Annotated in this window: 23 protein-coding genes; 16 read left to right on the top strand and 7 right to left on the bottom strand. The window is 73.9% G+C overall.

Translation table 11 applies throughout. The features are described 5' to 3' along the window. The first annotated feature begins 105 nt into the window (after positions 1–105). Positions 106–1,185 (top strand): LLM class flavin-dependent oxidoreductase, encoded by a 1,080-nt coding sequence (locus ACFY60_RS05040; protein WP_388609683.1) that lies wholly within the window; start codon positions 106–108, stop codon positions 1,183–1,185. Between the two features lie 4 nt (positions 1,186–1,189). Further along, complete coding sequence (locus ACFY60_RS05035) at positions 1,190–1,816, top strand: FMN reductase (protein WP_388609685.1); 627 nt, start codon at positions 1,190–1,192, stop codon at positions 1,814–1,816. 59 nt (positions 1,817–1,875) lie between these two features. Here ACFY60_RS05035 and ACFY60_RS05030 read toward each other — a convergent pair whose 3' ends face one another. Both ACFY60_RS05030 and ACFY60_RS05025 read right to left on the bottom strand, forming a co-directional pair. Continuing rightward, the gene (locus tag ACFY60_RS05030; protein ID WP_388609687.1) at positions 1,876–2,763 is read right to left on the bottom strand and encodes an ABC transporter permease; all 888 of its coding nucleotides are present in this window, start codon (positions 2,761–2,763) and stop codon (positions 1,876–1,878) included. Then, positions 2,760–3,734, bottom strand: coding sequence for an ATP-binding cassette domain-containing protein (locus ACFY60_RS05025; protein ID WP_388609690.1), 975 nt, complete (start codon positions 3,732–3,734; stop codon positions 2,760–2,762). Before ACFY60_RS05025 ends, ACFY60_RS05030 begins: the two co-directional genes overlap by 4 nt. 394 nt (positions 3,735–4,128) lie before the next feature. On the opposite strand from ACFY60_RS05025, the gene ACFY60_RS05020 reads away from it, so the two are divergent. Then, positions 4,129–4,674, top strand: a complete 546-nt coding sequence (locus tag ACFY60_RS05020) for a hypothetical protein (RefSeq protein ID WP_388609692.1) — start codon at positions 4,129–4,131, stop codon at positions 4,672–4,674. On the opposite strand, the gene ACFY60_RS05015 is transcribed toward ACFY60_RS05020, so the two are convergent. Further along, a complete protein-coding gene (locus tag ACFY60_RS05015; RefSeq protein WP_388609693.1) occupies positions 4,668–5,084 on the bottom strand; it encodes a hypothetical protein in 417 nt (138 codons plus the stop codon). The genes ACFY60_RS05020 and ACFY60_RS05015 overlap by 7 nt on opposite strands. Before the next feature lie 264 nt (positions 5,085–5,348). Between ACFY60_RS05015 and ACFY60_RS05010 the strand changes: the two genes are divergently transcribed. The 7 genes from ACFY60_RS05010 to ACFY60_RS04980 all read left to right on the top strand — a co-directional run bounded on the left by ACFY60_RS05010 (position 5,349) and on the right by ACFY60_RS04980 (position 12,698). Next, on the top strand, positions 5,349–5,774 hold the full coding sequence (locus ACFY60_RS05010; protein ID WP_388609696.1) for a hypothetical protein: 426 nt from the start codon (positions 5,349–5,351) through the stop codon (positions 5,772–5,774). A 7-nt stretch (positions 5,775–5,781) separates the two neighbouring features. Next, positions 5,782–6,207 (top strand): hypothetical protein, encoded by a 426-nt coding sequence (locus tag ACFY60_RS05005; RefSeq protein ID WP_388609697.1) that lies wholly within the window; start codon positions 5,782–5,784, stop codon positions 6,205–6,207. A gap of 191 nt (positions 6,208–6,398) precedes the next feature. Continuing rightward, positions 6,399–7,349, top strand: a complete 951-nt coding sequence (locus ACFY60_RS05000) for an endonuclease/exonuclease/phosphatase family protein (protein WP_388609700.1) — start codon at positions 6,399–6,401, stop codon at positions 7,347–7,349. Positions 7,350–7,367: 18 nt separating this feature from the next. After that, positions 7,368–7,604 carry a DUF2630 family protein gene (locus tag ACFY60_RS04995; protein WP_309051459.1) on the top strand — a complete coding sequence of 79 codons (237 nt, stop codon included), beginning with the start codon at positions 7,368–7,370 and terminating at the stop codon, positions 7,602–7,604. Between the two features lie 247 nt (positions 7,605–7,851). Further along, positions 7,852–9,882 (top strand): FUSC family protein, encoded by a 2,031-nt coding sequence (locus ACFY60_RS04990; protein WP_388609702.1) that lies wholly within the window; start codon positions 7,852–7,854, stop codon positions 9,880–9,882. Between the two features lie 194 nt (positions 9,883–10,076). Beyond that, complete coding sequence (locus ACFY60_RS04985) at positions 10,077–11,555, top strand: APC family permease (protein ID WP_388609703.1); 1,479 nt, start codon at positions 10,077–10,079, stop codon at positions 11,553–11,555. A 144-nt stretch (positions 11,556–11,699) separates the two neighbouring features. Next, positions 11,700–12,698 carry a hypothetical protein gene (locus ACFY60_RS04980; RefSeq protein ID WP_388609704.1) on the top strand — a complete coding sequence of 333 codons (999 nt, stop codon included), beginning with the start codon at positions 11,700–11,702 and terminating at the stop codon, positions 12,696–12,698. A gap of 94 nt (positions 12,699–12,792) precedes the next feature. On the opposite strand, the gene ACFY60_RS04975 is transcribed toward ACFY60_RS04980, so the two are convergent. Beyond that, entirely contained in the window at positions 12,793–14,847 is a 2,055-nt protein-coding gene (locus ACFY60_RS04975; RefSeq protein ID WP_388609706.1) for a PhoX family protein, read from the bottom strand. Between the two features lie 236 nt (positions 14,848–15,083). Here ACFY60_RS04975 and ACFY60_RS04970 point away from each other — a divergent pair, with 236 nt between their 5' ends. Continuing rightward, positions 15,084–16,508 (top strand): VWA domain-containing protein, encoded by a 1,425-nt coding sequence (locus ACFY60_RS04970; RefSeq protein ID WP_389457343.1) that lies wholly within the window; start codon positions 15,084–15,086, stop codon positions 16,506–16,508. Here ACFY60_RS04970 and ACFY60_RS04965 read toward each other — a convergent pair. Further along, positions 16,495–17,568, bottom strand: coding sequence for a sensor histidine kinase (locus ACFY60_RS04965; RefSeq protein ID WP_388609709.1), 1,074 nt, complete (start codon positions 17,566–17,568; stop codon positions 16,495–16,497). The genes ACFY60_RS04970 and ACFY60_RS04965 overlap by 14 nt on opposite strands. Continuing rightward, complete coding sequence (locus tag ACFY60_RS04960; protein WP_388609711.1) at positions 17,565–18,221, bottom strand: response regulator transcription factor; 657 nt, start codon at positions 18,219–18,221, stop codon at positions 17,565–17,567. Before ACFY60_RS04960 ends, ACFY60_RS04965 begins: the two co-directional genes overlap by 4 nt. A gap of 146 nt (positions 18,222–18,367) precedes the next feature. On the opposite strand from ACFY60_RS04960, the gene ACFY60_RS04955 reads away from it, so the two are divergent. The 4 genes from ACFY60_RS04955 (at position 18,368) to ACFY60_RS04940 (ending at position 20,566) form a co-directional block, all read left to right on the top strand. Continuing rightward, positions 18,368–18,874 carry an Imm50 family immunity protein gene (locus tag ACFY60_RS04955; protein ID WP_388609713.1) on the top strand — a complete coding sequence of 169 codons (507 nt, stop codon included), beginning with the start codon at positions 18,368–18,370 and terminating at the stop codon, positions 18,872–18,874. After that, complete coding sequence (locus ACFY60_RS04950; RefSeq protein ID WP_388609716.1) at positions 18,861–19,286, top strand: Imm50 family immunity protein; 426 nt, start codon at positions 18,861–18,863, stop codon at positions 19,284–19,286. The genes ACFY60_RS04955 and ACFY60_RS04950 overlap by 14 nt, the downstream gene beginning before the upstream one ends. Further along, positions 19,283–19,846 (top strand): hypothetical protein, encoded by a 564-nt coding sequence (locus ACFY60_RS04945; RefSeq protein WP_388609718.1) that lies wholly within the window; start codon positions 19,283–19,285, stop codon positions 19,844–19,846. Before ACFY60_RS04950 ends, ACFY60_RS04945 begins: the two co-directional genes overlap by 4 nt. A 279-nt stretch (positions 19,847–20,125) precedes the next feature. Beyond that, positions 20,126–20,566 (top strand): hypothetical protein, encoded by a 441-nt coding sequence (locus ACFY60_RS04940; RefSeq protein WP_388609719.1) that lies wholly within the window; start codon positions 20,126–20,128, stop codon positions 20,564–20,566. A 179-nt stretch (positions 20,567–20,745) separates the two neighbouring features. On the opposite strand, the gene aspS is transcribed toward ACFY60_RS04940, so the two are convergent. Further along, positions 20,746–22,566, bottom strand: a complete 1,821-nt coding sequence (gene aspS / locus ACFY60_RS04935) for an aspartate--tRNA ligase (RefSeq protein ID WP_388609721.1) — start codon at positions 22,564–22,566, stop codon at positions 20,746–20,748. 157 nt (positions 22,567–22,723) lie between these two features. Here aspS and ACFY60_RS04930 point away from each other — a divergent pair, with 157 nt between their 5' ends. Further along, positions 22,724–24,850: a SpoIIE family protein phosphatase gene (locus tag ACFY60_RS04930; protein WP_388609723.1), complete on the top strand. Its 2,127-nt coding sequence runs from the start codon at positions 22,724–22,726 to the stop codon at positions 24,848–24,850. Positions 24,851–24,900 lie beyond the last annotated feature (50 nt).

Genomic DNA, 24,900 nt, shown 5'->3' with positions numbered 1-24,900 from the left:
CGGGGGAACAACCGGGAGGGGTGCGCCGTTGCACAGGATGGTTTAAGATTCAACCAAGAGCTTCGGGGCGGCGCCCCCGGAGCACCCCCGCGAGAGGTGAGCACGATGCAGTTCGGGATCTTCACCGTCGGCGACGTGACGACCGACCCCACCACCGGCCGCGCCCCGACCGAGCACGAGCGGATCAAGAACACCGTCGCCCTCGCGCTCAAGGCCGAGGAGGTCGGCCTGGACGTCTTCGCGACGGGCGAGCACCACAACCCGCCGTTCGTCCCCTCCTCCCCCACCACCCTCCTCGGGCACATCGCCGCCCGCACGGAGAAGCTGATCCTCTCCACCTCCACGACGCTGATCACCACCAACGACCCGGTGAAGATCGCCGAGGACTACGCGACCCTCCAGCACCTCGCCGACGGCCGCGTCGACCTGATGACGGGCCGCGGCAACACCGGCCCGGTCTACCCGTGGTTCGGACAGGACATCCGCCAGGGCATCCCGCTCGCCATCGAGAACTACGCGCTCCTCCACAAGCTGTGGAGACAGGACGTGGTCGACTGGGAGGGGAAGTTCCGCACCGCCCTGCAGGGCTTCACCGCCACCCCGCGCCCGCTCGACGGCGTCCCGCCCTTCGTCTGGCACGGCTCCATCCGCTCCCCCGAGATCGCCGAACAGGCCGCCTACTACGGCGACGGCTTCTTCGCGAACCACATCTTCTGGCCCAAGCAGCACACCGAGAAGATGGTCCGCCTCTACCGGCAGCGCTACGCCCACTACGGGCACGGCACCCCCGAACAGGCGATCGTCGGCCTCGGCGGCCAGGTGTTCATGCGGAAGAACTCGCAGGACGCGGTACGGGAGTTCCGCCCGTACTTCGACAACGCGCCGGTCTACGGCCACGGCCCCTCCCTGGAGGAGTTCAGCCGCGAGACCCCGCTGACCGTCGGCTCCCCGCAGGAGGTCATCGAGCGCACCCTGTCCTTCCGCGACTACGTGGGCGACTACCAGCGCCAGCTGTTCCTGATCGACCACGCCGGACTGCCGCTCAAGACCGTCCTCGAGCAGCTCGACATCCTCGGCGAGGAGGTCGTCCCGGTCCTGCGCAAGGAATTCGCCGCCCTGCGCCCGGCCGGCGTCCCCGCCACCGCCCCGCTCCACCCCGCCGTCCTCGCCACCCGGGAGGTCTGACGCCATGCGGACGACGAAACTGGTCGCGGTCTCCGCCGGCCTCAGCTCCCCCTCCTCCACCCGGCTGCTCGCCGACCGCCTCCTCCAGGCGGCCCGGCACCGGCTGGCCGAACAGGAGTACGCGGTCGACGTCCAGGTCGTCGAACTGCGCGACCTGGCCGTCGACATCGCCAAGAACCTCGTCACCGGCTTCCCCTCCCCGGCGCTCCGGGAAGCGATCGACACGGTGACGGGCGCCGACGGCGTCATCGCCGTCACGCCCGTCTTCACGGCCTCGTACAGCGGCCTGTTCAAGTCCTTCTTCGACCTGGTCGACCCGGCCGCGCTGACCGGCACGCCCGTCCTCCTCGGCGCGACCGGCGGCACCGCCCGCCACTCGCTCGTCCTCGACCACGCCCTGCGGCCCCTCTTCGCCTACCTGCGGGCCCTCGTCGTCCCGACCGCCGTCTACGCGGCCTCGGAGGACTGGGGCTCCGGCGGCGACGAGTACACCGACGGGCTGCCCGCCCGGATCACCCGGGCCGGCCAGGAGTTCGCCGACACCGTGGCCGCCCGGCCCGCCCGCGACGGCGGCGACGACGACGGCCTCGTCCCCTTCGAGAAGCAGTGGGCGGACCTGCGCCTCGGCTGACGGCCCAGGGGCGGGGCGGCTCGGGGGCACGACGGGGCGGGGCGGACGCCCCCGCCGCGTCACTTCCGGTTGTAGAGACGCATCGTGACCCAGCCGAAGACGAGCACGAACAGCGCCGACCATCCCAGCGTCCAGCCGATGTCCGCCGCCGGCCGGTGGCCGGCCATCAGCTCGCGGACCGCCGTCGCCAGGTGGGTGACCGGGTTGTTGTTGACGAAGGCCTGGAGCCAGCCCGGCATGGTGCGGGGGTCGACGAAGACGTTGGAGAGGAAGGTGAGCGGGAAGATGACCATCATCGAGACGCCCATCACCGACTTCTCGCTGCGCAGCAGCAGGCCGAACATGGTCCAGATCCACGAGAACGCGAACGAGAAGACCATGAGCAGCACCACCCCGAGGACCACACCGACCGGGCCGCCGGCCGGGCGGTAGCCGATGGCGAGGCCCACGCCGATCATCACGGCCGAGGCGATCAGGTAGCGGACGACGTCACCGAGCAGGTAGCCGACCATCGGGGCAGGCCGCCACACCGGCAGGGTGCGGAAGCGGTCGAAGACGCCCTTGTCGATGTCGGTGTTGACGGAGACGCCCGTGTACATCGTGATCATCACGACGCTCATCACGAGGATGCCCGGCAGCAGGAACTGCACGTACGAGGAGACCGATCCGGCCAGCGCGCCCCCGAAGAGGTACGTGTACATCAGCACCATCATGATCGGGAACGCGGTCACGTCGAACAGCTGCTCCGGCACGTGCTTGATCTTCAACATGGCCCGCCGGCCGAAGGTCAGGGAGGCGCCGAGCGCGCTGGGGCGGGGCGGCCGGTCGCGGCCCGCGAGGAACTCCGCGAGGTCCTCGGCGCGCGGGGCGACGAAGTCCGTGGCGTCGGCGGCCCCGGCCGGACCGGCCGCCGGGTCCTTGTCCTTGCCCGTGGTGACGGTGGTCATGCCGGCGGTCCCTTCCGTTCCGTCAGGGCGAGGAACACCTCGTCCAGGCTCGGCTGCCCGAGCGCGAAGTCGTCCACGGCGATCCCCGCCCGCGACAGCTCCGCCAGCGCCCGCGCCGCCTGCTCCGCCGCACCCCGCTCCGTACCCCGCCCGTCGACCGTCGCGGTGAGGGCCACCGGGTCCGCGTCGAGCTGGACGGAGGTGCGCAGGGCGCCGGCGAGGACCCGTTCGGCGTCCGCGCGCCGCGCCGGGTCCCGGAGCCGTACGTGCACGGAACCGGCGCCCACCGAGGCCTTCAGCTCGCCCTTGGTGCCCTCGGCGATCACCCGGCCGTGGTCGATGACGGCGATGCGGGAGGCCAGCCGGTCCGCCTCGTCGAGGTACTGCGTGGTGAGCAGCACGGTCGTGCCCTGCTCGACGACCGCGCGCACGATGTCCCACACCTGGTTCCGGCTGCGCGGGTCGAGACCGGTGGTCGGCTCGTCCAGGAACAGCAGGTCCGGGGTGTTGAGCAGGGAGGCCGCGATGTCGATCCGGCGCCGCATGCCGCCCGAGTAGGTCTTCACCTGCCGGCCCGCCGCCTCCGACAGCCCGAAAGCGGCCAGGAGCCGCGCGGCCCGGTCCCGCGAGGCCGCCCGCGTGTGCCCGAGCAGGCGCGCGAGCAGCACCAGGTTCTCGGTGCCGGTCAGGTCCTCGTCGACCGAGGCGTACTGGCCGGTGAGGCTGACCCGGCCGCGTACCGCGTCCGCGTCGGTGACCACGTCGCGGCCGAACACACGGGCGCGGCCGCCGTCCGGGCGCAGCAGGGTCGCCAGGACCTTGACGGTCGTGGTCTTGCCGGCGCCGTTGGGGCCGAGGACCCCGTAGACGGTGCCGGCGGGGATCCTCAGGTCGACGCCGTCGACGGCGCGGTTGGTGCCGAAGACCTTGACCAGGCCCTCGGTCTCGACGGCGAGCCCGCCGCCGCTCATGCCGCGCCCCCGCCGTCCGCGCCGGGCGGGCCGTCCGGCTCCGTGCGGCGGCGGCCGGTGGGGGGACGACGGGTGGCGTGCCGGCCGTTTCGGACCGGCCGCTTCCGGCCGCCGGTCCGCGCGGTTCGCTCGTGGTCGTCGGTCATGCCGTGTCCTCGTGCCGGTCCGTCCTGCCGTGTCCTCCGGCTTCCGCCGCGCCTCCGGGCCGGTCGCGCGGCGCGCCGTGGCGCGGGGGCCCCGAGGGGCGCTCCTCCCAGTCTGCTGCGGGAGCCGCCGGCCCGCCACCGCCGCCGGACGGCGGCGCGGAGGGTGTACGACGGCTCCGCCGCGCGGCGGAGGCGGACCGTACGCCGGGGCGACGACCCGTACCCCGGGCCCGGCCGAACCTGATCCCATGATGAGCATCAAGGCCCTTGCGGGCGTGCCCCGTTGGGCCGTCCTCGCCGCCCACGCCGTGCCCCTCCTCACTCTGCCGTCCGGCCTGTGGCGCCTCGCGCTCGTCGCCGGCCTGCCGGTCACCCAGGACGCCTGGCACCACGGTCCGGGCGGGGTGATGAGCACCGCGGAGGCGGTGTACGTGGTCTCCCTGAGCGTCGTGTCCGAACTGCTGGCCTTCCTCACCCTGGGGCTCGTCCGCCCGTGGGGCGAGGTCCTCCCGCGCCGGATCCCGTTCCTCGGCGGCCGGCGGGTGAACCCGGCGCTCGCGTGGCGGGCCGCGTTCGCCGGGGTCGCGGGCCTGTGCGCGCTCGCCGCCTGGGGGGTCTACGCCTCCGCCGCCGGCCTCGGGCCCGGGATACCGGCCTCACCGGCGCAGGAGGCGCTGGTGCTCGTCTGCTACGCGCCGCTGCTCGCCTGGCCGGTGCTGCTCGCCGCCGTGGCCGTGGACCACCGGCGCCGCCACACCGCACCGGGCGCGCGGGCCGGCGCCCTCGGTCAGTAGGGCGCGGGGCGCCCGGCGGCGTCCTCGTGCGTGTAGAAGAGGTAGAAGGCGGCGCAGGAGACGGCGGCGGCGACCACCAGGCCCAGCACCGCCGCCGACAGGACACTGGCGCCGGAGAGGCTGAAGAGGAACCCGACCGCGAGCCCGGCCAGCGCGCCCCAGGCGGCGGCCCGTGGCTCGCGCGGCAGGGCGCGGCCGGTCCGGCGGAGCCCGTGCACCGCCCCGGCCAGGACCACCGCCGAGATCAGGCCGAGCCAGAGCTGGCCCCAGCTGAGCGGGCCACCGTGGCGTTCGACGGTCGACGCGTACAGGCCGTAGACGACGCCGAGGACGAGGGGGAGTGCCCCTCCGTGCCCGCCCGTGGCGGCCCGGCGCCGGCGCCGGGCGGGTACCGCTGCGTGTGCGCCCATCGCAGGAGCTCCTTCGTCTCTCGCCCCCCGCGACCGTGTCCGCACCCTCCAGGGCACACCCCCGCGCCGGTGGCCGCAACCGGACCGGGCCCCGGCCGCCGTCCGCCCCGACGCGGCCGCACCGGTACGGCCCGGGCGGACGGCCCGGTACGGCCCGGGTGGACGGCCCAGTACGGCCCGGGTGGACGCCCCGGGCCGGCGGCCGCTCACCCGCCCGGCGCAGTCCGGCGTTCGCACCGGCGCGAACCGGCCGACGATGGGCCCATGAGCCAGCACACCGCACCCCGCAAGGCAGGGACGTCCGGCGCCTGGGCCGCCGGCGGCACCCTCTTCGCCGGCGTCCTCATGCTCGTCACCGGCCTGATGGACATCTTCCAGGGCATCGCCGGCATCGCCGAGAACGACATCTACGCCCGCGTCGGCGACTACGTCTACGAGTTCGACCTCACCACCTGGGGCTGGATCCACCTCGTCCTCGGCGTCCTCGTGGCCGTCACCGGTTACGGCATCCTCAAGGGCGCCGAGTGGGGCCGCGTCGCGGGCATCGCCCTCGCCTCCCTCAACATCCTGGCGCAGTTCCTCTTCCTGCCCTACCAGCCGTGGTGGGCCCTCTTCTCCATGGCCGTGTCGATCTTCGTGATCTGGGCGCTCGCCTCGGACGGGGACCGCCGCCCCGGCGAGACGTTCTGAGGCGCCCATGGGACCGCACCGCACGGCCCTCGCGACGGCCGCCGCGCTCCTCGCCCTCACCGGCTGCGAGGCGGCGAAGGACGCGGCCGGCGACATCGTCTCCTCCGCCACCGCCGCGGTCGCCTCCGCCGCCCAGGAGAAGATGAACGAGGTCAAGGACGGGGTGAACGCCACCGGTGACGTCAAGGCCGGGAAGGCCCGTGCCGACGGCGACCGGACCGCCGCCGACGTCACCGCGACCAACCCCAAGGACTCCGCCGCCGACTACACCGTCATGGTCACCTTCCACGACGGCGAAGGGAACGTCGTCGACACCGTCGTCGTCACCCTCGACGCGGTCCCCCCGAAGCAGGCGAAGACCGGGACCGCCCGCAGCAACCGCTCGCTCCCCGGGGGCACCACCGCGGAGGTCACCCGCGCCCTGCGGCACTGAGCCGTCCGGCACCACGGGCGCTCCCGGCGGCACCGAGGGGCCCCGGCCCCGCGTCACCGCCCGGTGCGACACTGAGCGGCGTGGACCGAGCCCCTGCCGCAGCATCCGAACCGCAGCCCCGGGCGACCCCGCCCCTCCCCCCTTCCGGCGACTCCGGCCCGGCGCCCGCCGGGCCGCCACCCCTCCGGCCCGTGCGGCGCCCCGCCGCCCGGGCCGCCGTGCTGCTCCTGGCCGTCCCCGCCGTCGTCGCCGCCTGCCGGGCCCTCGACACGGACGCCGTCACGCCCGTACCGCAGCTGCTGTCCTTCCTGCCGTGGCTCACCGTGCCCGCCGGGCTCGCCGTGCTCCTGGCCGCCGCCGCCCGCCGCCGCGTCCTCTCCTTCGTGGCCGTGACCGTCCTCGGCACCACCGCCTGGGCCTCCCTGCCGTACGTCCCCGACCCGGTCACCCTCGTCGCCCCGCCCGAGGCCCGGGTCCGGGTCCTCGCCGCCAACGTCGAGTTCGGCGAGGCCACCGGGGCGCTCGTCGCGACGATCCGGCGCGAGCGGCCCACCCTCGTGTACGTCTCCGAGTGCGACCGCGCCTGCGGACGCACCCTCACCACCACGTTCGCCGCCGAGCTGCCCCACCACGCCTCCGTCGAGGCCGACGGCTCCGCCGGGTCGGTCCTGCTCAGCGCCCATCCGCTGCGCGACCGGCGGGTCGTCCCCGGCACGATGGGCATGCCGGGCGCCACCGCCGTCATCGCCGGACGGCCCGTGGACCTCCAGCTCGCCCACCCGATGCCGCCGCTGCCCGGGCGGACCGGCCTGTGGAAGGAGGAGCTCGGCCGGATCAGGGACGCGGTGGCACGACCCGCCCACGGCCCCCACCGGATCGTCGCCGGGGACTTCAACGCCTCCCAGGACCATGCCGCCTTCCGCCGGATCCTCGACGCCGGGCACCTCCAGGACGCCGCCCGGCTGGCCGGCGCGAGCCGCACCCCGACGTGGCCCGCCGAGGGGCCGCTGCCGCCCTACGTGCAGATCGACCACGTGCTCGTCAGCGACGGCTTCACCGTGCGCGCCGTCCGCTTCCCCGGGCTCGCCGGTTCCGACCACCGGGCCGTCCTCACCGATCTCGACCTGCACGACGGGCGCTGATCGGCCACGCTGGAAGGCATGGACAACGAGGAGATCCTGGACGACATCGGCGCCCTCGTCGAGGAGGAGCGCGCCCTGCGGCAGCGCACCGGCGGGCTCCTTCCCGAGGAGCGCGAACGCCTCGCCGAACTGGAAGTACGGCTCGACCAGTGCTGGGACCTGCTGCGGCAGCGGCGGGCCAAGGCCGAGTTCGGTGAGGACCCGGACAGCGCGGCGGTCCGCCCGGCGGCCCAGGTGGAGTCGTACCGCAGCTGAGCACGGCGAAGCACCGGGCCGGGGTGCCGACAGGCCCTGTCCGGCGCCGGAACACGCGCGCCCGGGCGGTGCCGTACGCCCGTCGGCGGACGGTCGCGCGGGGCGCGCCCCGGCACCCGCAGAGCCCGTACGCGCCCCGGCCCCGGCCCTCACCGCGCCGAAGCCCCGCCCCGGCCCGGCCCGCAGCCACGCCCAGGCCCCGTGACCGCCCCCGCCGCCGCGCGGCCCGGCCGCTACGTTGGGAGGCATGGCGACGCACCCCGCAGGACCCTCACGGCCGGGCCCCTCACGGCTCGTTCCGCCCGCCTGGCTGACCGCCGGGCTGCGGCCCGCGTCCGCGCCGATCCCGTGGGCGGCCGTCGCCCGCGCCTCCGTGGCCCTGTCCGCGCCGCTCGCCGCGGGGCTCGCCGCCGGGCAGCCCGCCTACGGCGCGCTCGTCTCCATGGGCGCCCTCTCCGGAGTCATCGGCGACACGGCCGACTCCTACCGGATGCGGATCTTCAACATCGCCGTCCCGCAACTCTTCGGCGCCCTCGGCGTCACCCTCGGCACCCTCGCCTTCGGCCACGGCTGGGCCGCCGTCGCCGCCCTGACCCTCGTCGCACTCGTCTCCGGGATGATCTCCTCGATCGGCGCGGTCGCCTCCGTCTCCGGACTGCTGCTCCTCCTCAACGCGGTGGTCGGCGCCGGACTCCCCATGCCCGGCCCGTGGTGGAAGGCGCCCCTGCTGCTCACCCTCGGCGGGCTGTTCGTCCTCGCCCTCACGCTCCTGGGCTGGCCGCTGCGCCGCGCCGCACCCGAACGCACCGCCGTGGCCGCCGCCTACCGGGCGGCCGCCGCGCTGTACGAGGCGGCCGGCACCGACGCGTACGACGAACAGCGCCAGGCCGTGACCGCCTCCCTGAACCAGTCCTACGACCTCGTCCTCGCCCGCCGGGCCCGCGAGCACGGCAGGGCGCCCACCCAAGTCCGCCTCCTGGCCCAGCTCAACGTCCTCATCCCGCTCGTCGAGGCCGCCCCCGCCGCCCATCTCCGGGCCCGCCACCACGGCCCGGTCCACCCCTCCGTCCCGGCCGCCGTGCGCGAACTCGCCGCCGCCGTCGAGGAGGGCCGCACCGGCAGCCCGGACCTGGACCTCCCCGCCCCGCGGCGGCCCTCCGAGAAGGCCGTCGACCACGCCCTGCGCCACGCCGCCGACGTCGTCCACGAGGCCGAGCCCGACCCGTACAACGTCGACGACCGGCTCGGCAGGCCCGCCGCCCTGCGCGTCCGCGTCCGGCGCACCGCCCGCGCGGTCCTCTTCTCCGGGGCGTCCTGGCGGTACGGGCTGCGCCTCGCGCTCTGCATCGGCCTCGCCCAGGCCCTGGTGTCCCTGATCGCCGTGCCCCGCTCGTACTGGGTGGCGCTCACCGTCACCTTCGTCATGAAGCCCGACTTCGGCTCGGTCTTCTCCCGCGCCGTGCTCCGCGCCCTCGGCACCGCCCTCGGCCTCGTGCTGGCCGCCCTGGTCCTCTCCGAAGTGCCGCGCGGCTGGTGGGACATCCCGGTGATGATGCTGCTCGCCGCCCTCATCCCGGCCTTCTCCGCGAAGGGGTACGTCTTCCAGACGGCGGCCATCACCCCCGTGATCCTGCTGCTCTCCGACCTCCTCAACCACCAGGGCTTCGGCCTGGTCCTGCCCCGCCTGTACGACTCGCTCATCGGCTGCGGCATCGCCCTGGTCGCCGGCTACCTGCTCTGGCCCGAGTCCTGGCACGCCCGCATCGGGGACCGCCTCGCGGCCGCGGTCGCCGACACCGCCGCGTACGTGGCCCTCGCCTTCGCCCCCGCCGGAACGCCGGAGCGGAAGGCCGCGACGGCGCGGCCGGGGACGGGGGCGACCGCGGTGGGCGGCGACCGGGGGGCGCGGCTGCGGGCCCGGCGCGCGCTGTACCGCGACCTGTCGACCGTACGCTCCGAGTTCCAGCGGGCCCTGACCGAGCCGCCGCCCACCGGCACCCGCGCCTCCGCCTGGTGGCCGCTGGTCGTCGCCGTCGAAAGGATCGTGGACGCCACGACCGCCGCCCGCATCCGGGTCGACCACGGCGCACCGCCCCCGGACCCGGCCGAGGTGGCCGCGGTCGAACGGGAGTTGCGGGAGTTCGCCGAGGGGCTGCGCTCCTCCGAGACGCTCGTGGAGGTCCGCAGCGACCTTCCCGGCGACGAGAACGGAGTCCTGGCGCCGCTGCGCCACGAGGTGCGCGCGGCCCGCGCCATCGCCGGTCCCGACCTGGGCTAAACCCCCGCCGGGGGGCGTACGGGCGGACTTACCGGCGGTCACGGAACGGAACCCTCCCACCGCCGTTACCGGAATCCACCGGTGCGACTACGATGCGCCTCGATTCACCGTGTTCGCACCCGCCACCGTCCGCAACCGGCCCGGCGGCGCGGGCACTTCGTCCTGCCCCACCCCCCGCGCCCCGAGGACACGCCATGCGCACCACCACCCCGGGCAGAGGGCTCCAGCCCAATGTCCTCGGCACGTTCGACACGATCGTGATGGCCGTCGCCGGCAGCGCACCCGCCTACTCGCTCGCCGCGACCACCGCCGTCCTCTTCGGCGCGGTCGGCCTCGCGGGGCCCGCCGCCCTCCTCTACTGCGCCGTCCCGATGCTCGGCATCGTCCTCGCCTACGCCCGCCTCGGCCGGATCGACGTCAACGCGGGCGCCGGCTACTCGTGGGTGGGCCGCACCCTCCACCCCTTCCTCGGTTTCCTCTCCGGCTGGGCGCTGGTCTTCGCCGCCACCGTCTTCATGGTCGCCGGCTCGCTCCCCGCCGGATCCCTCACCCTCGCCCTGATCGACCAGGACCTCGCCGACGAGACCCCGCTCGCCGCCGCCGTCGGCGCCTGCTGGTTCCTCGTCATGCTGCTCGTCGTCCTGGGCGGCGCCCGGCTCACCGTACGCGCCCAACTCCTCATGACGGGCGTGGAGATGCTCGTCCTCGCCGTCTTCGTCCTGGCCGCCGTGCTGCACCGGGGGCACGCCACCGCCTTCGACTGGTCCTGGTTCGGCCTCGGCCACTTCGCCGGCCCCGAGGGATTCGCCGCCGGCGCCCTGATCGCCGCCTTCTACTACTGGGGCTGGGACGTCACCAGCAACCTCAGTGAGGAGACCCGCGACAGCCGCCGCACCGCCGGGCTCGCCGCGCTCGTCGGGGTCGGGCTCGTCTTCCTCCTCTTCGAGGCCTTCACCGTCGCCGTGAACGTGCTGCTCAGCGCGGACGAGATCCGGGCCGCCGGGCCGAACGTGCTCGCCGTCCTCGGCCACGAGATCTGGCCCGGCGTCGGCGGAAAGCTCCTCGTCGCCGCCGTGCTCCTGTCCACCGTCGCCACCCTGGAGACCACCCTCATCCAGGTCACCCGCTCCCTCTTCGCGATGGGCCGGGACCGGACCCTGCCCGCCGCCCTCGGCAGCGTGCACCGCCGCTGGAACACCCCGTGGGTGGCGATCGCCGCCGTCGGCGGCGCGGCGCTCCTGATGTTCGCGGGCGCGGCCGCCGCCGGCACCGTCCAGGGGGTCCTCAACGACGCGGTCGCCGCGATCGGGCTCCAGATCGCCTTCTACTACGGCCTCGCCGGCATCGCCGCCGTCGTCGCCTACAAGTCGCTGCTCCTGCGCTCCGTACGGAACCTGCTCCTGGGCGGGGTGTGGCCGGCGCTCGGCTCCGCCTTCATGCTGTGGGCCTTCGTCGAATCGCTCGGCGAACTCTCCTCCACCGCCCTCACCATCGGTCTCGGCGGTCTGCTCCTCGGCCTCGTCCCGCTCCTCGTCTACTGGCGCAAGGGCACCGACTACTACCGGCGCCCGGCCCGTCTGGACGCGGCGCGGGTCCTGGCGGCGACGGAGGAGTCGGCCCCGGCCGGGCCGGGAGCGCGCTTCCGCGACAAGAGTTACGCCACCGACTTCTGACCCTCCCCGGGCGCGGCACCACCGGCCCCTCCCGCCCCCGTCCCGGCCTCCGCCCGAGGCACCCGCACAGACCGACGCACAGACACCCCGCCGCCGTACCGAAGGACCCCGCAAGGACCCCGCACAGCCCCGAAGGAGGCCCCGATGGCCGTACGCCGCCGCGCCCGACGGACGGGCCGGTCGTCCCGCCCGGAGCGCTTCGTCCCCGACTTCGACCCGGACTTCGGCGACCGGGCCCTCACCGAGGCCCGCCACGACATCGTCATCGGCCGCTGGCAGGGCGTCCGCGACCTGCTCGCCGCCACCGGTGACGACTGGGCCCGCCGCACCCACCGGCTCCGGCTCCTCTCGCACGCCGCCGCCGGCAGCTCCACCGTCGAGACCTGGCGGGCCGCCGAACCCGGCAACCCCGACGCGGCCGTGCTGCGGGCCGCCACCGAGGTGGTCCGCGTCTTCGACGCGGCCATCGCCGCCGGCCGGGGCGCCGCGCTCGAACGCGGCCGGATCGACGCCGCCGTCGACGCCTGCCGCGCCGCCGCCGACGCCGCGCCCGAGGACCCCATGCCGTGGGTGTCGCTGCTGTCCGTCGCCCGGCTGTACGAGGGCGGGGTGCCGCGCCGCGAACTGCGCCACTGGTTCGACGAGCTGCGGCGCCGCGACCCGTACAACACCGAGGGCCACGTCCAGGTCCTGCGCTACCTGTCGGCGCGCTGGCACGGCACCCACGGCAGCATGTACGACTTCGCGCGCGACGCGGCCGGTGTGGCACCGCCCGGCACCCCGCTGCCGGTCCTCGTGCAGGTCGCCCGGGTCGAGGAGTACCGGTACATCGCGGACGGGGCGCTCGGCCGTGGCCCGGTGCGCGGCTTCGACCAGCACTGGAAGCACGAGCTGGCGGTGACCGAACTGCGCCGCACCCACGCCCGCTGGATCGGCGGCCGGGACCCGGGCCGCCCGGTCGCCCCCGAGGAGGTCGCGGACCTCAACTTCCTCGCGCACGCCGCCTGTCACGCAGGCCAGGCGGAACTGGCCCGGGAACTCCTCGGCATGCTGGGCGCCCGGGCGGCGTGGGTGCCGTGGGCGTACACCGGGGACCCGGAGGAACAGTTCCTCCGCTTCCGGGAGGGCCTGGGGATGGCCTGACGGGCCGCGCCTGGCACCCCCGCCGCCCCTCCGGACGCCCCGGCTCGGCCGGTCGCCCGGAGACCCGCCCCGGGCGCCCCGCTCCGCCCTCGGGTCAGACGCCGATGTCCCGGCCGTCCTTGCGCCAGACGGCGACGACGGCGGGCCGTACGATCCGGCCGGGCCCGTCGGGCCAGACCGACGCCGGCTTCTCCACGGAGGCGCCGTCCACCTCACCCGGGTGCTGCACGGCCACCAGGACGCGCCGGTCCTGGATGATCGGACCGCAGGTCTCGGCGCCCTTCGGCACGGTCAGGAACTGCTTCAGCTCACCGCGCCGCTCGCCGTGCGTGGCCACGCCGAACAGGCCGTCGTGCGAGCCGAGGGCGTTTCCGTCGGTGGACAGCCACAGGTTGCCGTGCGGGTCGAAGGCGATGTTGTCGGGGCAGGAGATCGGCGAGACCTTCTCCTTCGGGTAACCCGCGTAGTACGTCGCCGGGTCGCCGGGGTCGCCGGCGACGAGGAACAGACGCCAGGCGAAGCCGTCGGAGGCCGGGTCGTCCCAGTGCTCGGCCAGCTCCAGGACCTGCCCGTGCTTGTTGAGGTTGCGCGGGTTGGCCTCGTCGGCGCCGGGGTTGGTGCCCTTGCCGCGGTTGGAGTTGTTGGTCAGCGCGACGTACACGCGGCCGGTGCGCGGGGAGGGCTCGACGTCCTCCGGGCGGTCCATCTTCGTGGCGCCGACCTTGTCACCGGCGAGCCGGGTGAAGACGAACACCTCCTCGGCGCTCATGCCCGGCACGTGCGAGACGGCCCCGTCCGCACCGGCCGTGGCGAGCGGGATCCACACGCCCGAACCGTCGAACTCGCCGTCCACCGGGCGCTTCCCGCTGCCGTCGATCTCGGCGGCCGGCGAGTCCCCGGTCAGCTTGGCGACGTAGAGGGTGCCCTCGTCGAGGAGGGTCAGGTTGTGCTCCCGCGCCTTGCGCGAGGAGCCCTTCATCATCCGCTTCGAGGAGACGAACTTGTAGAAGTAGTCGAAGCGCTCGTCGTCGCCCATGTAGACGACCGGGCGGCCGTCGGCGGTCAGGCGCGGCTGCGCCGCCTCGTGCTTGAACCGGCCGAGCGCGGTGCGCTTGCGGGGCGTCGAGTCCGGGTCGTACGGGTCGAGCTCCACGACCCAGCCCTGGCGGTGCGCCTCGTTCGGCTCCTGGCGCAGGTCGAAGCGCTTGTCGAACCGCTCCCACTTGCGCTCGGAGGCGCCGGTGCCGATGCCGTACCGCTTGTCGGTCGCGGAACTCCCGTACGCGAAGTACTGGTTGAAGTTCTCCTCGCCGTGGAGCGTGGTGCCCCACGGGGTGGTGCCGCCGGCGCAGTTGTTGAGCGTGCCGAGGACGGTACGGCCCTCGGGGTCGGCGCTCGTCCGCACCAGGTCGCTGCCGGCGGCCGGGCCGGTCAGCTCGAACTCGCTGGTGGTGTGCAGGCGCCGGTTGAGGGGGTGGCGGGTGACCAGGGTGAGACGCCCTGAGCGGTGCTCCTCCTGGACCACGACCACCGAGAGGCCGTGCGCGGCCCACGCGATCTCGACCTGCTCGCGGGTCGGGTTCTCCGCGTCGTAGCCGCGGAACATCAGGACCTCGTCGGTGTACTCGTGGTTCGCCACGAGCACCTGCCGGCCCGGCTCCCCGCGCAGCGGCAGCAGGGAGAGGAAGTCGTTGTTGTAGCCGAACTGCCCGGCCTGCGCCCTGGCCGTCTGCTTGTCGGCGTCGAAGGCGGGCGCGCCGCGGAGGATCGGCTCGCCCCAGCGGATGACGACGTCCTGCGCGTACCCGGCCGGGACGGTCACCTGGTCGGCCGTGTTCGGCGCGACCGGCGTGAAGCGCAGACCGCGGGCGCCGTCCGCCTTGCCGCCGGGGTACAGGCGGGCCTCGGCGGCCGGCGCGTCACCGAGCACGGCGGCCCCGCCCACGGCGGACGCGACGGTGACCACGGCGGCGGCGCGCATCACCGAGCGGCGCGAGAGGGCACCGGCGATGACGTCGCCGACGTACTCGTTGTCGCTGGTGTTCGGCACCTCGTGGAAACAGGCGTCACCGCAGCGGAACCGGCAGGTGAGAGCGGAACGGCCGCCTCCGTGCGGGTTCGAGCTCAGCAGCGGCAGCAGTTTGCGCACTTCGTCCTCCTCCGGCGCAGCAGTGCGCCGACAAGCTGTCGGGAATTCGTTCGACCGTGACGCTATGTGCGCACCTCTGCACGAGGGAGGCGTAGGAGTGAACGCCCGATGAATGCGCGGAAACCGAGGAGCCCGGGGTTCCGGAATCGGGGGCCGCGGGCCGCTAACCTTACGTGTCCGCCCTGGCCAGGGATGAAGGACGCATACCGCACCAACTCATGCGAAAGGGTTCGCCCATGGGTATTCGGAGCTTGCTGCGCAAGGTGTTCGGCCGCGACCGCGACCACGAGGAGACCACGGCGCCCTCCGTCCCGCCCCAGACCCGCGAGCCCGCCGCCGTGACCGCCCCCGCGGAGGAGCGCGTCACGGAGCCCGTGGCTCCCGGCGCGGGTCCCGCCCCCCAGCCCCCGGAGGAGGCGGCCCGCCGGTCGGCCGACGACCTGGTGGCCGCGGCCTTCGACAACCCGCAGATCCCGAAGGCGCGGACGGTCGACGGGGAGACGCAGGAGAGCGCGGAGCCCGCTGCGACGCAGCCGGAACCGGAGGGTGAGGCGGGGGTCCCCGGCCCGCGGCAGGAGGAGCGGCCGGAGGAGCCGGAGGCGGCCGAGGAGCCGCTGGAGACCACCGCGGCGGCGGAGACCGACACCACGGCGAAGGACGGGACACCGGCGGGGGACGAGGCCCCGGCTCCGGCCGCGGCCGAGGAGCCGCAGGCCGAGGCGGACGTACCGGCGGAGGCCGCACCGCAGGCTCAGGAAGAGGAGCGGGAGCGGGCCGAGGAGAAGGCCGAGGCGGAGGAGCGGCAGCCGGAGGCGCCGGAAGCGACGGAGGACACCGAGGCGGCCGAGGAACCGTCAGCGCCCGAGGAGCCGGCAGCGGCCGAGGAGCGGCAGCCGGAGGCGCCGGAAGCGGCGGAGGACACCGGGGCGGCCGAGGAGCAGGCCCCGGCGAGCTCGGAGGCCGGGGACGACGCGCCCGCCGCGGCCCCGCGCGAGGCGGGTCCCGCCATGACCCTGGCGAAGGTGAAGGCCGCGGCGCCGCACCTCACGGACGCGTACAAGGCGGCGGGTGGCGTCCTGCGCAAGCAGGGGCTGGCCGGGGCCCGGACGCGGGTGTACCTGGTCGTGGACCGTTCCGGGTCGATGCGCGGCTACTTCAAGGACGGGTCGGTTCAGCGCCTCGCCGAGCAGGCGGTCGCGCTCGCCGCGCACCTGGACGAGGAGGCGACCGTGACGGCCGTGTTCTTCTCGACGGACGTCGACGGCACGGTGGAACTGACGCCCGCCACCACCTCCCCCACCCGCGTGGAGGAGATCAACGGGACGCTCGGCCGCCTGGGCCGTACGAACTACCACCGGGCCGTCGAGGAGGTGCTCGCGCACCACGGGAAGACGGACCCGGCCGCCCCGGCCCTGGTGATCTTCCAGACGGACGGCGCGCCGGAGTCGAAGACGGCCGCCACGGAGGCCCTGGCCGCGGCGGCGGACCGCCCGCTGCACTGGCGGTTCGTGGCCTGGGGCGAGGAGGACAACAAGGCCTTCGACTACCTGCGCAAGCTGGAGTCGCCCCGTACGGCCACGTACTTCGCCGGCCCGGAACCGTCCGCCACCGCCCACACCACGTTCTACCGGAAGCTGCTGGCGGACCTCACGGAGCTGTAGGAGGGGTGACGGTGACCGGAAGGGTCATCGTCACCACCAGGCCGCCGCCGTCCGCCGCGTCGCGGGCGCGGGCGGTGACGTGGCCGCCGTGGGCGTGGGCGACGGACCGGACGATGGAGAGGCCGAGGCCGGCTCCGGGGCCGGTCCGGTCGCGTCCCTCACCGCGCCGGAAGGGTTCGAAGAGACCGGGGACGTCGGCTTCGGGGACGACGGGGCCGGTGTTGGTCACGGTGAGGACGCCGCCGTCGACGCGGACGTCGACGAGGCCGCCGGGCACGTTGTAGGCGCGGGCGTTGGCGACGAGGTTGCGTACGAGCTGCCCGAGGAGCACGCGGCTGCCGCTGACGACCCCGTCCGTGACGACGACGGTGTCCTCGTACTCCTCGCGGGCGACCTCGCCGAGGCGCACGTCCTCCCGCTCGGCGAGGCCCCGTTCGCCCCGGGCGAGGAGCAGCAGGCCGTCGATGAGGCGCTCGCTGTGCCGGTTGGTGTCGAGGAGGATCTGCTTGACCTCGCAGGTGTCGTCGACCCCGATCTGGAGGGCGGCGCGCTGGGTGGCGAGCGGGGTGCGCAGTTCGTGGGAGGCGTTGGCGATGAACCGGCGCTGGCTGTCGAAGGCCGTCTCCAGGCGTCCGAGGAGGGCGTCGACGGTGTCGCCGAGCTCCTTCAGTTCGTCGTCGGGGCCGCGGACGGCGAGGCGTTCGTGCAGGGTCCGCTCGGAGAGGCGCCGGGCGCGGGCGGTCATCTCGTGGACGGGCCGCAGGACGCGGCCGGCCGTCCACCAGCCGACGACGACGGCGCAGCAGGCCATGACGAGCAGGCCGAGGCCGGACCACATGAGCATCTGGTCGCCCGCGGCGCGGCTGACGTCGTCGCCGATGCGGGCGGCCTCGACGACGGCCAGGTCGTCGGCGCGGGCCACGACCTCGGCGGTCTCGACGTCCGTCCCGGCCCGGACGAGCAGGTTCACGATCAGCAGCAGCGACCCGCCGAGGACCAGGAAGACGCCCCCGTACACGAGGGCGATGCGGGTACGGATCGTGGAACCGGCGCCGATCACAGCTGGTACCCCACGCCCTGGACGGTGCGGATGGGGGACGGATCGCCCAGTTTGGCGCGGAGCTTGCTCAGGCAGACGCGGACGGCGCCGGTGAAGGGGTCGGCGTGTTCGTCCCAGGCGCGGGCGAGGAGTTCCTCGGCGGAGACGGCGGCGCCGTCCGCCTCCAGGAGGATCTGGAGGACGGAGAACTCCTTGGGCGTCAGGTCGAGCGGGCGGCCGTCGCGGCAGGCGGTACGGCGGACGGTGTCCATGACGAGGCCGCCCCGGTGCAGCAGCGGGGGCAGGGGCGCGCGGGCGGAACGGCGGCGCAGGGCGCGGACGCGGGAGACGAGCTCGGGGAACTCGAAGGGCTTGCCCAGGTAGTCGTCGGCGCCGAGGTCGAGGCCTGTGACGCGGTCGTCCGTGGTGGTGGCGGCCGTCAGCATGAGAATGCCGGTGGCCGACCCGCCGGCGACCAGCCGCCGCGCCACCTCGTCACCGTGCACGCGGGGCAGGTCGCGGTCGAGGACGAGCACGTCGTACGGGTGCAGGGCGAGCCGCTCCAGCGCGTCGTCGCCCCCGTGCACGGTGTCCACGGCGAACCCGGCCCGCCGCAGCCCGGTGGCCACGAGCCCCGCGAGCACGACCTCGTCCTCGGCGACCAACACCCGCATGACACCCTCCTCCTCACCGCACCCCGCCACCCGGCACGTACCGGCACCCCCGATTCGACCAGGGCTTCCGGAACCGCGGGCACCCGGGGGTCGTCGCACACCGGAGAGACGCTCCGGGGCACATTTCGACGAGAAAGGGAACCGTCATGACGGCCGATCGCCTGCTCGCGGTGCATTCCACGGCCGCCACCTCGCTCTATGGCGGGATCCCCGACCTCGTCGGTTTCCGGCTCCGTTCCCTGCACCTGAACTGGCGCGGCCCGACCGTCACCCTGCGCGTCGACCTCCCCGCACTTCCGCCGCACCTGCCGCGGGAATGGCGCGAGGAGGGCATCGACACCGTTCAGTGCCACTTCCAGTTCCTGGCCGTGGAGGACTTCTCGCTCACCGAGTGGGAGCCGCCGGTCCCTTCGGTGACGCTCACCGCAGTTCCGCTGCCCGTCGCGGAAAGGGTGGAGATCCGGCTGACCGGGGAGGGAGTACGGGCGTCGTTCTCCTGCAACCGGTCCGTGCTCATCGGCCACTTCAGCGGCTTCGTCGCTCCGGCGGACAGGTCGGATCGCGGCCGGCACGTGTTTCTCGGGAAGCTCGACCGCCTTCGTCACCGGTCGGTTCCGGAACCGGAGGAAAGGATCTTCTTTGAACGGCTCTGACTGGGCGTCCGCGTTCGGCGACGCCACAGCCCTGACGGACCTCTACGACGCAATTCCCCCCTTGAGCACCTGCGACCTTCTCACCCTCCTCGTCGACGAGCGGGGTGACTCCGTGACGATCGGATTCGAGACGGCCGAACTTCCCACCCGACCGCCGGCCGAGTGGGACGGAGCCCCGTACGACACCGTCGAGTTCGCCCTCCGGTTCACGGACATCACCGATCTCCGGATCAGCGGATGGGACGCCGGCGCGCGCCACGGCATCACCGTGGGCCTCCACCAGGACGGACGGATCCGCGTACGCGTCGACCAGCCGGGCACCCGGCTGTCCTTCACGGCTTCGACCGCCACGGTGGCCCGCCCCCGCGCCTACCTCGCCGCCCGTACCGTCGCCGGCCCGAGGAAGCCGTGACCGGCCGCCACCGGACGCGGCCCCTTGAGCAGGCCGGGCACGCCGCTTTCGCCACAGCTTCGCCGGAGAGCCTGGAGCAGTCCGTACGGGAGGCTTCGGAGGGCGGTCTCTCTCAGGAGTGGGCCGAACAGCTGCGGGATCTCGCGGTCGGGCGCCTCCAGAATCGTGAGCTGCCCGACGAGGTCAGGCTGCGGTGGGGGCGGCTCGCGCTCGCCGCGGTCGCGGCGAAGGGCCGGGGCACGCTCCCGCAGCGGGCCATGGCCGAGGAGGCCGCCGTACGCGCCTCCATGATCCAGGAGTTCGGTGCCGACAACACCGACACCGCCCGGGACCCCTCCGCGCTGTGCTCGGACGTCCTGCGGCACCTGGGGCTGCCGTACGAGGACGCCTCGCGGCTGGCCGGAGAGTGGCGGACGGCGTCACGGGAAGAAATGCTCCGCCTGCGCCGCATCAAGAACCTGCTGACCCCCCTGGTGCCCATCCGGGCCCACCTGGAGGGTGACACCCCCGACCTGCGGGAGATACGAACCTGGCTGGCGCTCCACCCAAGACTTCCCTGAACGGGCCCGAGGAGCGCGTACGGGCCGCACGCTCCGTCCCGATGGACCGCGTCCCTCGCAGGCACCCGGCCCACCCGCGCAGGTGACAAAGTGCGCCCGCGCGCTTTGCTCCCGAGAACGCCGCCGGGGACGATCGCCGCCGCACAGGCAGCGCCCGGACGAACGCGCTCGGGCAGACGGTGCGGTTCGAGCGCGACACCCTCGGCCGGGAGGCCGGCCGCACGATCGGCGACTAGGGGGAGACCACCATCTGTTCTATGAGGAGTGACGGCCGAAACCATGGATGAGAACACGAGGGAGACCTGGCTGCGTCGGATGGCCTCAACGGGTCTGGCGGTCTCGGACAACGCCGCCCCTGACGGTGTGCCGTCTGTCTTGGAGGCGCTGAGGAGCGTGGCGAACTGGGAGGTCCGCCCCACTGCCACCGTTCCCGCCGGTCAACCCCGAGCGCTGGAGGAAGTGGACCGGCAGTGGCGTCTCCACGCCGAGCGCTGCGGCCTCTTCGGCGATGACGGTTCTTTCCTGTTCAGCATTTCCGGAGCCGGAGCGTCGGATTTCGGCTGGGCCGTGGTGAAGTGGTCGGCCGATGCCGAACTGGCCCCGAGGCTGGCGAAGCCGGGGGAAGGACTGGACTTCTTGGCCATGTCAGTGGACGGAAAGGTGGTCTGCGCGGTGACCGAAGAGGAATACGACTACTGGGTCGTCGTCCAGCATCTGTGACGATCGGACCGGTCGCGATCGGGGTGACCGTCAGACGAGTGAACCGCTGGGGAGATGGCGGGGGTGCTGCACGAGCCCGCGCCGCCGGGTTCCTGGCTGCGGCAGAGAGCGCGGGGACATCGGCGAGGGGCCCGGAACCGTTCCCACGGTTCCGGGCCCCTCTCACACGTCCCTCAGGACTACCGCGCCCCGTCCGGGTGCACCGCGTCCGTCACCGGGCGGTCGTCCGTGGGCTTGGCTGAGGCGACCGGCTTGCGGAGCTGGATGTTCAGCTCGCGCAGGCGGGCCTCGTCGAGCTCGGTCGGGGCGCCCATCATCAGGTCCTGGGCGTTGCCGTTGAGCGGGAAGGCGATGGTCTCGCGGATGTTGGGCTCGTCGGCGAGGAGCATGACGATGCGGTCGACGCCCGGGGCGATGCCGCCGTGCGGCGGGGCGCCGTACTGGAAGGCGCGGAGCATGCCGGCGAACTCGGTCTCGACGGTCTCGCGGCTGTAGCCGGCGATCTCGAAGGCCTTGAACATGATCTCGGGCTCGTGGTTCCGGATGGCGCCGGAGGAGAGCTCGATGCCGTTGCAGACGATGTCGTACTGCCAGCCGAGGACGTCCAGCGGGTCCTGGGTCTCCAGGGCCTCCAGGCCGCCCTGCGGCATGGAGAACGGGTTGTGCGAGAAGTCGATCTTGCCGGTCTCCTCGTCCCGCTCGTACATCGGGAAGTCGACGATCCACGCGAAGCGGAAGACGTTCTCCTCGAAGCGGCCGGCGCGCTTGGCGGCCTCGACGCGGACCGGGCCCATGATCTTGGAGACCTCGTCGAACTCGCCCGCGCCGAAGAAGACGGCGTGGCCGGGCTTCAGGCCGAGGCGCTCGGTGAGGGCGGCGACGTTCTCCTCGGTGAGGAACTTGGCGATCGGGCCGGTGAGGGCGTTGCCCTCGCCGACGCGGATCCAGGCCAGGCCCTTCGCGCCGAGGGAGATCGCGAAGTCGCCGAGCGAGTCGAAGAACTTGCGCGGCTGGTCGCCCGTGTCGGGCACGGCGAGCGCGCGCACGTGCTTGCCGGCGAACGCCTTGAACTCCGACTTCTCGAAGACGTCGGTGAGGTCGACGAGCTCCAGGTCGGTGCGCAGGTCCGGCTTGTCGTTGCCGTACTTGAGCATCGACTCGCGGAACGGGATCCGCGGGAAGGGGGAGCTGACCGGGCGGCCGCCGCCGAACTCCTCGAACAGCTCGGTCATGAGCTTCTCGATGGGCTGGAAGACGTCCTCCTGCTCCACGAACGACATCTCGACGTCGAGCTGGTAGAACTCGCCGGGCGAGCGGTCGGCGCGGGCGTCCTCGTCGCGGAAGCAGGGCGCGATCTGGAAGTACCGGTCGAAGCCGGAGATCATCAGCAGCTGCTTGAACTGCTGCGGGGCCTGCGGCAGCGCGTAGAACTTGCCGGGGTTGAGCCGGGACGGGACGACGAAGTCACGGGCGCCCTCGGGGGAGGTCGCGGTGAGGATCGGGGTCGCCATCTCGTTGAAGCCGAGGGCCACCATCTTGGAGCGGATGGCGGCGATGACGGCGGAGCGCAGCATGATGTTGCGGTGCATGCGCTCGCGGCGCAGGTCGAGGAAGCGGTACTCCAGGCGCCGCTCCTCGTTGACGCCGTCGTCGGCGTTGATGGTGAAGGGGATCTGCTTGGCGGCGCCGAGGACCTCGACGGCGCCGACCTCGACCTCGACCTCACCGGTGGGCAGCTCGGCGTTGACGTTCTCCGCGCCGCGCGAGACGACCTTGCCGTCGACGCGGACGACGGACTCCTTCGTCAGCTTGTCGAGGGCCTCGTAGGCGGCGGTGCCGGGGCGGGCGACGAGCTGCGTGATGCCGTAGTGGTCGCGCAGATCGATGAAGAGGATGCCGCCCAGGTCGCGCCGATTGTGCAGCCAGCCGCTCAGCCGGACGTCGGTGCCGACGTCAGAGGCGCGGAGCTCGCCGCAGGTGTGGGACCTGTACCGATGCATCGTCGTTCATCCAGTCTTCGGGATCTTGGGGTGGGTCCGTCGCCCGGGGTCCCGGGGGACCCGTACCGCGGACCCGTCCAGGGTACCGGCCGGTCCGGGATCGCCATTCGAATACCGTCGGTGGCGGCCCCCTGGCCGATATTCATAAAGTAGGGCAATGCGCACCGAGGACGTCCTGGCCGCCATCGCGACGGGCCTGTGGCGCTGGGACAACGCCTCCCGGATCGTCTCGCTCGACGCCGAGGCCGCCCGGCTGCTGGGCCTGCCCGCCGCCCCCGTCGAGCTGAGCGAGGCGGCGGTGCGGTCCCGTTTCCACCCGGTCGACTGGAACGAGATCGACGGCGTGGTCAACCTGGCCGTCGCGGAGGGCACCCTCGCCGAGGCCCGGCTGCGCATCATGGACGAGGAGGGCCGGGTGCTCCGTACCGTACGGACCCGGTCGAAGCCCTTCGTCGACGGGACCGGCCACCGGCTCGTCGGCACCCTCCAGGAGGTCGCCGAACCGGAGCCGGGCACCGCCGCCCGTACCCCCGTCACCGGCGACTGGCGCCGCTCCCGCGAGGCCTTCCTGCTCGACGCGGGGCGGGCGCTCGCGGAGGCCCGGTCGACCTCCGAGGTGCTGCGGGTGGCGGCCTCGCTGTCGATGCCCGGCTTCTCGCCGGACGGGCTCGCCGTCTTCGGCGTGTCGGGCGACCGGCTGACGGTCATCGGGCACCACGGGCAGCGGGACGGCGACGAGGGTCCGTTCACGTCGATGTCGCTGGACACCGACTACCCGGCGGCGGAGGTGGTGCGGACGGGCCGGGCGATCTACCTGCCGACCCCCGAGGAGTACCTGCGCCGCTTCCCGATGACCTGGCCGCTGGCGGAACGTTTCGGCCGCCGTTCCTGGGCCTTCGTCCCGCTCATCGTCGCCGGGCGCACCATGGGCGCCTGGATGGCCGCCTTCAAGCATCCGGTGGCCTTCACCCCCGACGAGCGCTCGGTCCTGACGACGGTGGCGCGGATGCTCGCGCAGGCCCTGGCGCGCGCCGGGGTGGCCGAGTCGGAGCGCGAGCTGTCGCTCGGCCTCCAGCGGGCGATGATGCCGGTCCTCGGACCGGGCATCCCCGGCATCCAGGTCGCCGCGCGGTACGTGCCGACCGGCGGCGGGCTCCAGGTCGGCGGTGACTGGTACGACATGATCCGGCTGCCCGGCGGCCCCTCGCGCCCCGGCGCCGGCGGGTCGGACGCAGGGCGGATCGCCCTGGTCATCGGGGACGTCCAGGGCCACGACGTCCGGGCGGCGGGGCTGATGGGCCAGCTGCGGATCGCCCTGCGCGCGTACGCCTCCGAGGGGCACCGGCCGGACGCGGTGCTGTCCCGGGCCTCGCGGTTCCTGTACGGGATCACGGACGGGGACGACGGGGACGACGGCGGCGGGCCCCGCTTCGCGACCTGCCTCTACCTGGAGGTGGACCTGGCCACGGGCACGGTCGACATCGCGCGGGCGGGGCATCCGGACCCGGCGGTACGGATGGTCGACGGAACGGTGCTGCTCAGGCCCACCGCCGGCGGCCTGCCCCTGGGCATCGACCCGGACACCGACTACCCCACCACCCGCTTCACCCTGGAACCCGGCGAGACCCTGATGATGTGCACCGACGGGCTCCTGGAGACCGGCGGACACGACCTCGGCAGCGGCTGGGAGCGGGCCAGGCGGCTTCTGGAGGCGCACGAGGGCGAGGACCTGGAGGCGCTCGCCGACACCCTCGTCGAGGCCGTCCACGGCCCGGCCTCCCACCACACCACCGGCCCGCTCGCCGACCGCCGCGAGGACGACATCGCGCTCCTGCTGATCTCCCGCCAGGCCGCGACGGCGGCCCGCGCGACCCCCCGGCGCACCCTCATGACGATCGCGCAGGCCGAGCCCGAGCGGGTCGCCGAGGCCCGCGAGCAGCTGCGGCAGCTCCTGCACGACTGGGCCGACCCCGAGCAGCTCGACTCGGCCGTCCTCATGGTCTCGGAGATGCTCACCAACGTCCTCGTCCACACCGACGGCGACGCCCTGCTCGTCGCGGAGGTCGCCTGCGGCGAGAAGACCCGCCGGCTGCGGGTCGACGTCTCCGACGGCAGCGACGAACTGCCGCACAAGCGCCACCCGGGCGAGATGGCCTCCAGCGGGCGCGGGCTGGTCCTCATGGAGATGCTCGCGGACGCGTGGGGCGTCGACCCGAGGGGCGAGGGCAAGACGATCTGGTTCGAGCTCAACGAGCCCGCGCCGGCGGACGGCTGCTGCCGGTAGGGGGCGGAGAGGGTACGGGGCGGGGGGAGCCGGACCCGTACGGGCGCCTC

Origin of the sequence: Streptomyces sp. NPDC012827 (assembly GCF_042900905.1) — a bacterium.
Taxonomy (GTDB): domain Bacteria; phylum Actinomycetota; class Actinomycetes; order Streptomycetales; family Streptomycetaceae; genus Streptomyces; species Streptomyces gulbargensis.
This window is presented reverse-complemented; position numbering and strand designations above follow the sequence as displayed.

Coding starts and splice junctions, on each gene's coding strand:
- ACFY60_RS05040 (WP_388609683.1), top strand. CDS start 106: ATGCAGTTCGGGATCTTCACCGTCGGCGACGTGACGACCGACCCCACC.
- ACFY60_RS05035 (WP_388609685.1), top strand. CDS start 1,190: ATGCGGACGACGAAACTGGTCGCGGTCTCCGCCGGCCTCAGCTCCCCC.
- ACFY60_RS05030 (WP_388609687.1), bottom strand. CDS start 2,763: ATGACCACCGTCACCACGGGCAAGGACAAGGACCCGGCGGCCGGTCCG.
- ACFY60_RS05025 (WP_388609690.1), bottom strand. CDS start 3,734: ATGAGCGGCGGCGGGCTCGCCGTCGAGACCGAGGGCCTGGTCAAGGTC.
- ACFY60_RS05020 (WP_388609692.1), top strand. CDS start 4,129: ATGATGAGCATCAAGGCCCTTGCGGGCGTGCCCCGTTGGGCCGTCCTC.
- ACFY60_RS05015 (WP_388609693.1), bottom strand. CDS start 5,084: ATGGGCGCACACGCAGCGGTACCCGCCCGGCGCCGGCGCCGGGCCGCC.
- ACFY60_RS05010 (WP_388609696.1), top strand. CDS start 5,349: ATGAGCCAGCACACCGCACCCCGCAAGGCAGGGACGTCCGGCGCCTGG.
- ACFY60_RS05005 (WP_388609697.1), top strand. CDS start 5,782: ATGGGACCGCACCGCACGGCCCTCGCGACGGCCGCCGCGCTCCTCGCC.
- ACFY60_RS04995 (WP_309051459.1), top strand. CDS start 7,368: ATGGACAACGAGGAGATCCTGGACGACATCGGCGCCCTCGTCGAGGAG.
- ACFY60_RS04990 (WP_388609702.1), top strand. CDS start 7,852: ATGGCGACGCACCCCGCAGGACCCTCACGGCCGGGCCCCTCACGGCTC.
- ACFY60_RS04985 (WP_388609703.1), top strand. CDS start 10,077: ATGCGCACCACCACCCCGGGCAGAGGGCTCCAGCCCAATGTCCTCGGC.
- ACFY60_RS04980 (WP_388609704.1), top strand. CDS start 11,700: ATGGCCGTACGCCGCCGCGCCCGACGGACGGGCCGGTCGTCCCGCCCG.
- ACFY60_RS04970 (WP_389457343.1), top strand. CDS start 15,084: ATGGGTATTCGGAGCTTGCTGCGCAAGGTGTTCGGCCGCGACCGCGAC.
- ACFY60_RS04960 (WP_388609711.1), bottom strand. CDS start 18,221: ATGCGGGTGTTGGTCGCCGAGGACGAGGTCGTGCTCGCGGGGCTCGTG.
- ACFY60_RS04955 (WP_388609713.1), top strand. CDS start 18,368: ATGACGGCCGATCGCCTGCTCGCGGTGCATTCCACGGCCGCCACCTCG.
- ACFY60_RS04940 (WP_388609719.1), top strand. CDS start 20,126: ATGGATGAGAACACGAGGGAGACCTGGCTGCGTCGGATGGCCTCAACG.
- aspS (WP_388609721.1), bottom strand. CDS start 22,566: ATGCATCGGTACAGGTCCCACACCTGCGGCGAGCTCCGCGCCTCTGAC.
- ACFY60_RS04930 (WP_388609723.1), top strand. CDS start 22,724: ATGCGCACCGAGGACGTCCTGGCCGCCATCGCGACGGGCCTGTGGCGC.